The sequence below is a fragment of the Megasphaera sp. NM10 genome, from assembly GCF_000417505.1.
GTDB lineage: Bacteria > Bacillota > Negativicutes > Veillonellales > Megasphaeraceae > Megasphaera > Megasphaera intestinihominis.
Map to the genome: position 1 here is coordinate 1 of NZ_APHY01000105.1, position 12,753 is coordinate 12,753.

10 protein-coding genes and 1 pseudogene are annotated in these 12,753 nt (G+C 53.1%); 2 read left to right on the forward strand and 9 right to left on the reverse strand.

Annotation, left to right across the window (positions count from 1 at the left end; genetic code table 11):
* The first annotated feature begins 224 nt into the window (after nt 1-224).
* A complete protein-coding gene (locus tag NM10_RS12305; protein ID WP_020311866.1) occupies nt 225-1,091 on the forward strand; it encodes a DMT family transporter in 867 nt (288 codons plus the stop codon).
* Between the two features lie 86 nt (nt 1,092-1,177).
* On the opposite strand, the gene NM10_RS12310 is transcribed toward NM10_RS12305, so the two are convergent.
* Nucleotides 1,178-1,915 (reverse strand): LysR family transcriptional regulator, encoded by a 738-nt coding sequence (locus NM10_RS12310; protein ID WP_020311868.1) that lies wholly within the window; start codon nt 1,913-1,915, stop codon nt 1,178-1,180.
* Between the two features lie 110 nt (nt 1,916-2,025).
* On the opposite strand from NM10_RS12310, the gene NM10_RS12315 reads away from it, so the two are divergent.
* Entirely contained in the window at nt 2,026-2,961 is a 936-nt protein-coding gene (locus NM10_RS12315) for an AEC family transporter (protein WP_020311869.1), read from the forward strand.
* A 170-nt stretch (nt 2,962-3,131) separates the two neighbouring features.
* Here NM10_RS12315 and NM10_RS12320 read toward each other — a convergent pair whose 3' ends face one another.
* From NM10_RS12320 to NM10_RS12355, 8 genes and pseudogenes are all read right to left on the reverse strand, one after another.
* Nucleotides 3,132-4,073, reverse strand: a complete 942-nt coding sequence (locus NM10_RS12320) for an ornithine carbamoyltransferase (protein WP_020311870.1) — start codon at nt 4,071-4,073, stop codon at nt 3,132-3,134.
* A 192-nt stretch (nt 4,074-4,265) separates the two neighbouring features.
* Nucleotides 4,266-4,463: a cold shock domain-containing protein gene (locus tag NM10_RS12325; RefSeq protein ID WP_020311871.1), complete on the reverse strand. Its 198-nt coding sequence runs from the start codon at nt 4,461-4,463 to the stop codon at nt 4,266-4,268.
* 76 nt (nt 4,464-4,539) lie between these two features.
* A complete protein-coding gene (locus NM10_RS12330) occupies nt 4,540-5,037 on the reverse strand; it encodes a dihydrofolate reductase (RefSeq protein WP_020311872.1) in 498 nt (165 codons plus the stop codon).
* A pseudogene (locus NM10_RS12335) lies at nt 5,037-5,827 on the reverse strand (thymidylate synthase). The gene NM10_RS12330 and the pseudogene NM10_RS12335 overlap by 1 nt, the downstream one beginning before the upstream one ends.
* Nucleotides 5,828-5,843: 16 nt before the next feature.
* The gene (gene recQ / locus NM10_RS12340) at nt 5,844-7,664 is read right to left on the reverse strand and encodes a DNA helicase RecQ (protein WP_020311873.1); all 1,821 of its coding nucleotides are present in this window, start codon (nt 7,662-7,664) and stop codon (nt 5,844-5,846) included.
* A 201-nt stretch (nt 7,665-7,865) separates the two neighbouring features.
* Nucleotides 7,866-9,053: an aminotransferase-like domain-containing protein gene (locus NM10_RS12345; RefSeq protein ID WP_020311874.1), complete on the reverse strand. Its 1,188-nt coding sequence runs from the start codon at nt 9,051-9,053 to the stop codon at nt 7,866-7,868.
* Nucleotides 9,054-9,323: 270 nt separating this feature from the next.
* Nucleotides 9,324-10,514, reverse strand: a complete 1,191-nt coding sequence (locus NM10_RS12350) for an aminotransferase-like domain-containing protein (RefSeq protein WP_020311875.1) — start codon at nt 10,512-10,514, stop codon at nt 9,324-9,326.
* An 814-nt stretch (nt 10,515-11,328) separates the two neighbouring features.
* Nucleotides 11,329-12,267: an Rpn family recombination-promoting nuclease/putative transposase gene (locus NM10_RS12355; protein WP_020311876.1), complete on the reverse strand. Its 939-nt coding sequence runs from the start codon at nt 12,265-12,267 to the stop codon at nt 11,329-11,331.
* Nucleotides 12,268-12,753 lie beyond the last annotated feature (486 nt).

Consider the following 12,753-nt stretch of genomic DNA (forward strand, 5'->3'; position numbering starts at 1 on the left):
GGGAAGCATGCGAAAGACKTCATCGATATGAAATATTTTCATTGATAGTTCCTCCTGTTCACGGAATGTTTTCTCATTCACTACCGGAATCGTATCATAGATAAAGATCGTTGTGAAATGAAAGACGCGTCATTTTCAATCACTTTTTTTCATGGCGTCAGCCATACAGACAGATGGCGTCAGATATGGTATAGTAAACTTATCAATGCGAAGGAGGGACGCTCATGAAAAATGCGTACATCAAATTCATCCTGGCTGCTGTCATTTTCGGCACGAACGGCATCATCGCCAGCCATATTCCCCTGTCGAGTTATGAAATCGTCCTGACCCGTACGGTCCTGGGCGGTTTTTTCCTGCTCATCCTGGCGACGGCCCGCCGCGAATGGGGCAGCCTGCGCCGCGCGTCCCGCACGTCCCTGGTCTGGCTGGTCCTGTCGGGCCTCTTCCTGTCCGGGAACTGGCTCTTCCTCTACGAAGCCTACCAGCATATCGGCGTCAGCCTGGCAACCCTCATGTGCTACTGCGGGCCCATCCTGATTATGATCCTGTCGTACTTCGTCTTCCATGAGCCCTTTACGGTCCCGAAAGTAAGCGCCATGGTCATCGTTACGGTCGGCATCCTCTGCATCAATGGCGCCGACGTTCAGGCGCACGGCCTGTCGTGGGGCCTGGTCTGCGGTTTCCTGAGCGCCGTCTGCTTTGCCCTGCTGGTCATTGCCATGAAAAAGGTCAGCGGCATCGGCGGCATCCTCTCCCCGGCCTGCCAGCTCCTGGTGGCGTCGCTCGTCGTCGCCGCCGTCACTTTGTCCATGCCGACGGCACCGGCCAGCCTGGATATGACCAACATCGCCTGCATGGTCTGCCTGGGCATCGTCAACACGGGCCTCGGCTACTATCTCTATTTTTCCGGCGTCCAGCGCCTGTCGGCCCAGAGCGTCTCTATCTGCGGCTACATGGAACCCTTTACGGCCCTGGCCCTGTCGGCCATCCTCCTCGGCGAAAGCCTGACCTTCCTGCAATGGATCGGTGCTGCCTGCATCCTCGGCGGCGTCGCCCTCAGCGAATTATGGCATCCCGGCAAAAAGGGATAAAAACTTTTTCAGCTCGTCTGTCATGCCGTCCTAGCGATAAGCCAGGACGGCATGTTCTGTAAAGTCGTCGCCCAGGGGGATGACGCTCAGGCCGGGATAGGCATCGCTTTCGGGCATGGGCAGGATGGCAAAGCCTGGGACAGGCTGACCGTCAGCAGCTGTTCCGACAGGGTCTTACACAGGTGGACCGACAGGAATTCCTGATGGAAGGCGTGGCGGCAGTGCTGGCGTATCTTGGCGGCATAGGCCGGGCTGTTGGATTTGGTCACAAAGGGACTGTGGGCGATGATGTCGCCTACCGTACCGTAGCGTTCGAGGAGGGGCTTGGAACAGATGAAGGACTGGCGGATGGCGAATAGGCGCTGGCAGGTGAAGCGGCCCATCAGGGATTGGGCATCGGAAAAGAGGAAGCCATCCAAGGTCCCGTTCTCCAGGCTCTCTTCCAATTCCTCGATGTCGTGGAAACTGAAATAGAGCTTACAGTCGGGAAAGGCTTCTTCAAAGCGGCGCAGCCACAGGGCTTCGATGTATTCCTGCATGGCAATGCCCAGGTAGAGGCCTTTCCGCCGTTTCAGGCGCAATGAGTCGCGCAGGTCCTGATATTCCTGGCAGATCTTCGCCATGCCTTCATAGAAGTGCCGTCCTTCCGGTGTCAGCGAGACACCGCGGTGCTCCCGGCGGAAGAGGCGGCAGCCCAATTCCTTTTCCAGCTGGGTAATGTATTTCGTCATCGTCGTCTGGGCGATGTGGCAATTCCTGGCGGCCTGGGTGAAATTCGTCAGCCGTGCTGCTTCCAGGAAATATTGTATTTTCGCAAGGTCCATAATCGGTCTTCCTATCCATCACTTTTTTTCATGGCCATGGTCAAAGGTTTCATTAGTCATGCCGCCACCAGCATGATAAAATGGGGACGTTTTAGAAAGGAGGCTGGCCAATGGCCTATTTTTCCATTGTCTTATCGCAAATCATCGGTTTCGTCATCTATATCCTCATCGGCATCGCCGCCGTGCGCATGCGCGTCCTGGGCAGCCGTTCCCTGGGCGTCTTCTCGCGGTTCATCACCAAGATTTCCCTGCCCCTGCTCTTATTCTCCAACACCCTCAACGGGGCGACGCGCCAGCAGTTCATCAGCGCCCTGCCGGTCCTGGCCGTAACGGTCCTGATGTACTTCTTATTATACCTGCTCTGCTGCCTTTTGGCACGCCTCTTCGGCCTGAAAGGCAATGAAAATCACGTCTACCGGGCCTGTGCCATGTTCGGCAACATCGGCTTCATGGGCATCCCCATCGTCGCCGCCGTCTTCCCGGAACAAGGCATGCTCTACATCGCCCTGTTCACGGTCATCGACCAGCTCCTGCTCTGGACGCTGGGTGTCAACCTGACGGCACCGGTGGACCGGGAAAATGCCATGTCCATCGCCAGCCGCCTGCAGAAGATGGTCAACCCGGCGACCATCGCCATCGTCCTGGCCATCGTCGGCATCTTTACGGGCATCGAGCTCCCGGCTCCGGTCAATACGGCCCTGACCAAAGCCGGCGCCCTGACGACGCCGCTGGCCATGATTTACATGGGTGGCCTGTTCTGCTACATCGACATCCCCCGCTATATCCGCAAGAAAGAGTTCTACGGCGCCGTCGCCATCAAGATGTGCCTCTTCCCGCCCCTCTTCTACATGCTCTGCCAGACCCTGGGGGTCATCCACGACGTGACGGTCACCATGAGCCTCCTGTCGGCCCTGCCCAGCATGGCCGCCGTGGTCATGCTGGCCCAGAACCAGCACTCAGCCGGTAACTACGCCGCCGGCATGATCCTGGTCACGACCCTCTGCTCCATCGTCACCCTGCCCCTGGTCTGCCTGGGATTGGGATGAAAAAAGGGATTGTCGCACATGCGACAATCCCTTTTAAGTTATTAGTGGCTAGCAGTTAGTTGTTAGTAGATGGTTTTAAATTTAAAGGTTTTCGCTGAAAACTACAAACTCCGTACTACAAACTATAGAGCGAAAGAATCCCTGCATGATGGCAGAAACCTTCATATGACCTAAACATCCAATTTCCCCGTGATGAGGTAGACTAACAGGCCTTTTTCGGCGTGGCGTCTGTTTTCGGCTTCGTCGAGGATGGTTTCCAGGTGTTTTTCCATAACGTCCTGCGTGATTTCATAGCCCGGATGAATCGGCATGTCGTGGAAGACCATGGTATCCGTCCCTTCCATGAGGGCGGCGTCGATCTGATAAGGCATCATCATGTTGATGATTTGGTTCTTCTTTTCGGCATAGTCCGGATTGGTGAAGAATTCCATGTCGACCCAGGTGTCGGTATAGACGCAGTCCACGTCGGCGACGACTTTCTTCAGGTCTTCTTTGGAAATGTCTGTCGGCAGTTCCTTATAATGGCCCGTAGCCGTCAGTTTGTCGTAGAAATCGGCCGGCACATTGGTAATCTGACTGAACGGCGTCAGGCCGTACATCATGCCGCCCATCTTGGTGACGATTTCGCTGAGCGAGTTATACGTATTGTTCTTGGCGCCGATGTAGAGGACCTTGGCTTCAAAATGGCCGGTCTTTTCGTAGAGCGTCAGCATGTCAGCCAGGGCCTGCGTCGGGTGGAACGTATTGTCACAGCCGTTGATGACCGGGACCGTGGCGTTCTTCATGAAGCCTTCCGTCGTTTCGTCTTTCTTGAACCGGCCCATGATGCAGTCGACGTTGCGGCAGACGTATTTGACTTCACTCATGAGGTCGCCGATAGTGAAATTGCTGTCCTTCCACAGCTGGTTGTAGGCTTTGCCGCCTAATTCTTCCATGCCGATGGAAAAGGAAAGGTACGTCCGGTTCGACGTCTTTTCAAAGAGCGTGTACAATTTCTTGCCATCCAGGATATGGCCGTAATCATCTTGATGCTGCTTGATCTTTTCGGCCAGCAATAAAATGCCTTTCAATTCATCGGTTGTATAATCTGCGAAGCTGTTTGCATGTTTCATGTATATCCATCCTCCAATAGTTAAGACCAGAACTTGTTCGATGGATATATCATAGCACAGCCGTATGAATATTGCAAGTATTTATGCAAACTTTTTCGTGTTTTTATACATATACAAGGTGCAAAAAAAGGGCCGCGCAGGCTGGCCGAAGCCTTCCTGTGAGCCCCTTAAAAGGTCTATTTTACTTTCCGATTAGCATTTAACTATGTTAGCTGCCTGCGGTCCGCGCGCACCTTCAACGATGTCGAATTCAACTTCCTGACCTTCGGTCAAGGATTTGAAGCCATCTTCCTGGATAGCGGAGAAGTGAACGAAAACGTCGCCGCCATCTTCTCTTTCGATGAAGCCATAACCTTTTTCTGCGCTAAACCATTTTACTTTACCGTGCATAACAAAATCCTCCTAAAAAAACAAATCCAGCTATCTTGTAGCTCTTACGTTAGTATAACATAACGGATTAACAATGTCAATCGAAACGGCGGACATAGTGGACGAAAGAAAAAGAATATTTTTCCCGTCCGTCTGGACGGTGCAATTCCCGGTTTTGTTCCTCCCACTCGTCCTTTTTCCAGGCCGGGAAGAAAGTGTCGGCGCCGTCGAAGGCTTCGTCGATTTCCGTCAGGTACAGGCTGTCGGCCAGGGGCAGAAAGGCTTCGTACATGGAAGCGCCGCCGATGACGAAATAGTCCTCCCCGGCTTCCATGGCCTGCTGCATGGCTTCGACACTGTGGAAGATAGTGACGGCGTCATGGCTGACGCTGTAATCCTTTTGATGGGTCAGGACCCAGTGCGGCCGGCCGGGCAGGACGCCGGGCAGGCTTTCGAAAGTCTTGCGCCCCATGAGCATCGTATGGCCCATGGTGAGGGATTTAAAACGTTTTAAGTCGGCCGAAATATGGCACAAGAGGTCGTTGTCCTTGCCAATACCGCCGTTTCGGTCGACGGCTGCAATGAGATGGATCATCAGACGGCCACCTCCATGGGCAGTTTACCCAAGTGCCGGTAATTGTCCAGGGCGATGTCGTCGATGGTGAAATCATAGAAGTCGTGGACATCGGGATTGAGGACCAGCTTCGGTGCCGGAAAGGCCTGGTCACGGCGGGCCAGCTGGGTCTTCATGGCCTGGACGTGGTTCTCATAGACGTGGGCGTTGTTGATGACGTGCGTGAACAGGCCCGGACGCAGGCCGGCGGACTGGGCGATGAGATGGATGAGGACGGCATACTGGGTCATGTTGAAGGGGACGCCCAGGCCCATGTCGCCGCTGCGCTGGATGAGCATGCAGTTCAGGCGGCCGTCAGTGACATCCCACAAGGTCTGGTAGGCACAGGCTGAAGGGCCATGTCCGGCAGGTCTTCGATGTTCCACAGGGATACGATCATGCGCCGGTTCTGAGGATCCGTCTTCAGCGTTTCCAGGAGCTTGTCGACCTGTTTGTACTTGCGGATCTGATAGCCATAGGCCTTGCCAATGGTGCCGTCGGGCCGCATCCATTCGTCCCAGACGTGGCAGTTCATCTTCTGCAGTTCCCGCACGTCGTTGCTCTGGAGCTGCCAGATCCAGAGGATTTCTTTGACAGCTGTCTTGAAGGAGACGAACTTCGTCGTCAAGATGGGGAATTCTTTTTCCAAATCGAACTGCATGATCTGGTGGGGCAGTTTATAGGTCCGCACGCCCGTGCGGTTGTTGTCGAAATAGCCGTGGTCGAGGATATTTTCGACGATATTCAGATACTGTGTATCGGCAATGCTCATGTATGTCACCTCAAAATCAATGGTTATCAATATAAGACTGGATGGCGCTGACGAACTGGCGGCCATATTTATGGAGCTTGAAGCTGCCTACGCCCTTGATGTCGCTCATGGCTTCCAGACTGTCCGGCTTGAGAGCGGCCATATCCCACAACGTGGCATCGGAAAAGATGACGAACGGCGGAATATGCTCGTCCTTGGCCAGTTCCAGGCGGACTGCCCGCAAGGTATCGAACAGGGGCCGCAAGGCGTCTTCGTCGATGGCCCCGGCGCGGCGCTTCTGCTGGCGCTTGGGCAGTTCCGGCACGGGTTCAGCTGAAACGACTTTCTGCTGGACGATGCGCTGATGGCCGCTGAGGGCCTGCCGTCCGTCGGCCGTCAGGGAGACGACGGGATATTTCCCATCGGACTGGTCGAGATAGCCGTCGTCGATGCACTGGCGGACCATGTCGCGGACTTCGGACAAAGTGAAATCGCCGAGCATGCCGAAGGCCGAATTATGTTCAAAGCCATAGCGGCGGACCTTGGCGTTCTGGCTTCCCTTGAGGATGTCGCAGACCATGGTCATGCCGAAGCGCCCTTTCAATTCGTCGACGCAGAGGCAGATGCTGCGGACCTGTTCGGTCATGTCTTCTTCGACCGTTTCCTGGTCGCAGTTGCCGCATTTCTCGCAGCGCTGCCACGATGGATGTTCGCCGAAATAGGTCAGGATATAATGGCGCAGGCAGTGATTGCCTTCGCAGTAACGGACCATGGCGTTGAGCAGGCGGAATTCGACGGCCTGCTGCTGCGGATCGTGGACGGACTGTTCGATGAGGAACTTCTGGATCATGATGTCCTGGCGGCTGAAGAGGAGGATACATTCCCCCGGCGCACCATCGCGGCCGGCCCGGCCCGCTTCCTGGTAGTAGCTTTCAATGTTCTTGGGCATCTGGTAATGGATGACGTAGCGGACGTTGCTCTTGTCGATGCCCATGCCGAAAGCGTTGGTAGCGACGATGACCTGGAGCCGGTCATACGTAAAGGCGTCCTGCATGGTCCGGCGCATGTCGTCGTTGAGGCCGGCATGATAGCGGCCGGCCCGGATGCCCCGCCGCGTCAGCTCTTCATAGACGCGGTCCACTTCCTTGCGCGTCGCCGCATAGATGATGCCGCTGTCTTCCCTATGCTGCTGGACGTAGGACAAGGCGAAGTCGAGCTTGCGGTTCATCCGGACGACGCGGAAATACAGATTCGGCCGGTCGAAGCCGCCGATGAAGATGCGTTCCTTTTCCAGGCCCAGGAGGTTCATCATGTCCTCTTTGACCTTTTCCGTCGCCGTCGCCGTGAAGGCCCCGACGACAGGCCGCTCGGGCAGGGCCGCGATCCAGTCCTTGATGGCGCAGTAGCTGGGCCGGAAATCATGGCCCCACTGGGATACGCAGTGTGCTTCGTCGATGATGAACATGGAAATGGGCAAACTCTGCATGAAGGACGTAAAGAATTCGTTTTCCAGGCGTTCCGGCGAAATATAGACCAGTTTGACCCGGCCGGCGCGGATGGCGGCGAAGCGGGCCTTGGCCTCTTCAAAAGTACACTGGCTGTTGATATACGTCGCCGGTATCTCCTGGTTGACCAGGCTGTCGACCTGGTCCTTCATGAGGGAAATGAGCGGCGAAATGACCAACGTCACGCCGGGCATCATCAGGGCCGGCAGCTGGAAGCATATCGACTTCCCTGCCCCTGTCGGCATGATGGCCAGGCAGTCGCGGCCATCGAGAAGGGTCTGGATGACCTCATGCTGGCCCGGCCGGAACGACGTATAGCCAAAATATTGTTTCAAAAGAGATTCGAGTTCCATCAAGATAATCAACCCATCTACGAAAGACTAACAACTCAGCTTTACTGCTGATAAATTTGAGTTTATAGAATAGAGTTTGTAGTTTGTAGCAGTTGGTTTTAAATTTTTTAGCCATTCACTAAAAACTACAAACTACAAACTTAATGCTCAAAAAGGAGCTGTCGTAAGCGACAGCTCCTTTATATCATATCATCTTTAGCCTTATTTTGCCAATTCTTCTTTCAAGACGTCGGCCAGGCGTTTGATACCTTCGACGATGCGGTCTTCCGGCATGTTGGAGTAGTTCAGGCGGAAGTGGTTGGCATTGCCGCCGTGGGGGTAGAAGGGACCGCCCGGCACGTAGGCAACGTTCTTAGCCAGGACTTTCGGCATGAGTTCTTTCGCGTCCATGCCTTCCGGCAGCGTTACCCACGTGAACAGGCCGCCTTCGGGGTATGTAAAGGTGATGCCTTCAGGGAAGTATTTCTTCATCGATTCGCACATCAGGTCGCGGCGTTTCTTATAGAGGGCCTTGATCTTGGCGACGTGTTCATCGAGGTCGAACATATCGATGTAGTACGAGGTCTGACGCTGGCCGAAGGACGACGACTGGAGGTCGACGGCCTGTTTCAGCTTGACGACTTTATCGATGATGACCGGGTCGGCTACCATCCAGGCAATACGAAGGCCCGGCATAAGGATTTTCGAGAAAGAACCGAGAAAAATGATATTTCCTTTCGTATCCATCGATTTCAGGGACGGTACCTTGTCGCCGTCATAGCGCAGTTCGCCGTAGGGGTCGTCTTCGAGGACCGGGAAGTCATACTGGTTGATGAGGTCCATGAAAGCCTTGCGCCGTTCTACGGGCCAAGTGATGCCCGTCGGGTTCTGGAATTCCGGGATGACGTACATCATGCGGACGCGGTCGCCGTATTTTTCCAGAATCTTTTCCAATTCTTCCGGGATGATGCCCTTATCGTCCGTCGGCACTTCGACGAATTCCGGTTTACAGAGTTTGAATGCGTTGATAGCGCCGAGGTAGGTCGGGCTTTCGACGAGGATGACGTCGCCCGGGTTAATGAAGATCTGGGCCAGCATGGACAGGCCCTGCTGGGACCCAGACGTAATAGTGATGTTATCGATATCGCAGTCGACCATGAAAGCCTGTTTCATGCGGGCTGCAATCTGTTTGCGCAGGGGGTTGTAACCTTCTGTCGTGCCGTACTGCAAGGCTTCGCGGCCTTCTTTGGTCAATACGGCGTCGTCGACTTTCTTCAGCTGTTCCGTCGGGAAGAGTTCCGGTGCCGGCAGGCCGCCAGCAAAGGAAATGACTTCCGGCATGGTCGTCAGTTTCAAGAGTTCACGGATTTCAGAGGCTTTCAAATTCATAGCTAAGTCGGAAAAATGCATATCAATCACTCCTTCAGGTTATGTACATCACGCGTTTATCTATGTGTATATAGTATCATCAAAATTACTTTTATGCAATTAAACGTTTGCGTTATAAATATGTTGCGTTTCGTACAACCTTTATAAACCAAATGTAAATAACGAGAATTACTGATAATAGTAAATATCCAGCTTAAAAAAAATTAAAGAATGACTGTAAAAAATTTTTAAAAAAATTTGCAAAAGAAAAGACGCCCTCACGAGAGAGCGCCTTGTTTCCTTAAAATTTAATTATTTACCGATTTTTTCTTTCAAAACTTCAGCCAAACGTTTAATGCCTTCGACGATGCGGTCTTCCGGCATGTTGGAATAGTTCAGGCGGAAGTGGTTGGCATGGCCGCCGTTCGGGTAGAAAGCACCGCCCGGTACGTAAGCGACTTTCTTTTCGATGACTTCCGGCATCATTGCCTTGGCATCGAGGCCTTCCGGCAAGGTAACCCACGTGAACAGGCCGCCTTCCGGATAGGTGAAGGAAACGCCTTCAGGGAAGTATTTCTTCATGGAATCGTACATGAGGGTACGACGTTTGCCATAGAGGGCGCGGATCTGTTTGACATGGGCGTCGAGGTCGTACATGTCGATGTAGTACGAAGCCTGGCGCTGTGCGAAGGACGACGTCTGTAAGTCGACGGTCTGTTTGAGCATGACAGCCTTTTCCAGGATATCATGAGCGGCGACCATCCAGCCGATACGCAGGCCCGGCATAAAGATTTTGGAGAAGGAGCCGAGGAAGATGACGTTGCCCTGAGTATCCATGGATTTCAAAGTCGGCATCGATTCGCCTTCATAACGGAGTTCGCCATACGGGTCGTCTTCAATGATGGGGATGTCGTGTTTGTTCATGATGTCCATGATGGCTTTGCGGCGTTCCAGGGGCCAGGTGATGCCCGTCGGGTTCTGGAATTCCGGGATGACGTACATCAGGCGGACGCGGTCCCCGTATTTTTCGAGAGCTGCTTCCAGGGCTTCCGGAACCATGCCCTTGTCATCCGTTTCAACTTCGACGAAATTCGGGAAGTTAACGGCAAAAGCCGTCGTAGCACCCATGTAGGTCGGGCTTTCAACGAGGACGATGTCGCCTTCGTTGAGGAAGAGCTGGCCCAGGAGCGAAAGGCCCTGCTGGGAGCCAGCGGTGATGATGATATCTTCATAAGTGCAGTCTGTATGGAAAGATGTTTTCATGCGTTTAGCAATCTGTTTACGCAAGGGCACATAACCTTCCGTCGTGCTGTACTGCACGGCCTGACGACCTTCTTTTTTCAAGATTTCCACGTCGACCTTCATCATTTCGTCAATCGGGAAAAGTTCCGGTGCAGGAAGGCCACCGGCGAAGGAAATAATTTCCGGATTTTCTGTTACTTTCAAAATTTCACGGATATCCGATGCGTGTAAACTCTTTGCTTCTTCAGAAAACTTTACCATAAAACTTCACTCCAATCTATTCTCTTTCTTTTATGGCTTTAGCTACGGCAGGCAAATGTGCGTCGTAACGATACTTATTATACCACGATATGGGCTATTAATCTACAAATTTTACGGAAAATGCCAAAAATTTCAAACTAATTAAATCAATAGTCAGCCCTGCCTTTCTTTTAATGTTGGGGCCTATCGGCCCCGCCGGTCGCAGTTGGCAGTTCGCAGGCCGCCTCGGAGTCAGATGCCGCTGCGCGGCAACAGATTCAGAGTAACGACATCGCCTCGAGTGACCCTCAGCTCGTGAAATCGCCCCATCCGGGGCCTTGTATTTTTTTATAATCTGTATCCGCCTTTTTCCCCATCGCCTGTATGCGATACCGTAGGGGACGTCCTGACCAAGGCGTCCCGCTACGCGCTGAGGGTTTCCCGAAACGTCGTTGTCAGTTTGAGTTTGTCGCGGCGGAACGCCGCATCTGAGTCAGAGGAAAAGCCGTAGCACGTAGTTCGTAAAAGCCCACCATTATACTCAAATATGCTATGATTGAATATCGCAACGGGACGCCCGACGCGGCTGTCCGTTCTGGCAGCCGCCCTGCACCTCCCGATGGTCGGTACCTGACGGGCCAGAAAGGCTCTGGGCGTCCCCTACGCACAAGGCCAATGGCCGTGTATTTTTTTATGGTCTGCAGGACCGTAGCGACCTGCGACCGGCCGCCTGCGAACTGCGTTTATTTCATGAGTTTGTTGCGGCGCAGCCGCATCTGAGTCAGAGGAAAGCAAAAGAGGCTGTCGCATTAAGACAGCCTCTCTTCATCACCAACTAAATTCCATATTCCCTAAAAAGTTTTTCACGAAAATTAGCATCAACAGCCGCTTTGTTCGCATCGTCATAGCGCTGTTCATTCAACAGTCGTTGCATCAAGGTACCCCAGCGTTCATTAGCGATGGCTTGTCCTTCTTCGCGTCCCTTGGCTTCCCCCTCTTCAAAGGCATCGCGATGGTCCGAGTTATAATCAAGGATGGCGAGTTCGCGGTTGATGTAAGCCAGGCGTTCAGCGTCATTCTGAAGGAAGGTCCGGGCGGCATCTACGGCTTTATGGATGGCTTCATCGCTCATAATCAGTTCCCCCTTTTCGTCATCACTAAGCTGGTTAGCAAAATACGCCAGCCAGCGTTCCATTTTCGTCATATCACGGATCCGCTTCTTCGGCGATTTCGTATATTTCGGAATCTCCAGGAAATGGAATACTAAATCCTTATTGAGGCGGTCGCCCGTTTCGGCGTTGTAAATACTCCACATGGAATGGGCGTCTTCTTGCGGCAACAGGTTGAAACGCAGCAGATTAATGGTGATGCAGGGCTTCAAGTCCTGATAGGCACCACCGGGCGGCAACGACAACAAATACAATCGCGCCCAATAGCACATGGTTCGGCGTTGCATGTTTTTCTGATTGACAATCTGAACTTCGATATCGACTTGCTCACCCGTGTCCAAGGTGCAGGCCACGTCGAGACGGGTCAATTTTTCATCGTGACTGTCCGGGACGTTTTCCGTCGGCGTAAAGACGATGTCCGTAATCGGATGGCCCAGGTCTTCGGCAGCGATGGCATTGAGAAAATCAATGGTAATGAGTTTGCGTTCCGGCCGGCCAAAGATAAATTTAAAAAGGACGTCATTCATGGGATTGAAGTTCTTTTCCGTCAGCTCCGGGAAATACGTACGATAGCGGATTTCGTTGGCAGTCAGTTGTCTTTTCAACAGATTCACCATTCCTTTCTTTATTATAACATGAAGAACTAGATAGCTCCATAATACACCAGAAAAAGGATGGTTCTGAAAAACTTAATCGTTTTCTAATCGTTTTTGAATTAAATCCAAAATTTTTAAGGAACCGTTAATGTAGATTAGGGCCTATCGGCCCCGCCGGTCGCAATTGGCAGTTCGCAGGCCGCCTCGGACTCAGATGCCGCTGCGCGGCAACAGATTCAGAGTAACGACATCGCCTCGAGTGACCCTCGGCTCGCGAAAAAATAGTGGCTCGTTGTTCGTGGTTCGTGGCTCGTAAAAGCCTGCCATTATATCAGAATGGGCTGTGATTGCATCTCACAACGGGCCGCACAAGGCTCCCTTTATAGGGGAGCTGGCCGCCAAAGGCGGTCTGAGAGGTTAAAGGTCGGCCCCTACGCACAGGGCCGCTGGCCGTGTATTTATTTTGCAGCCTGCATTCATTTCCATCGCTTGTAT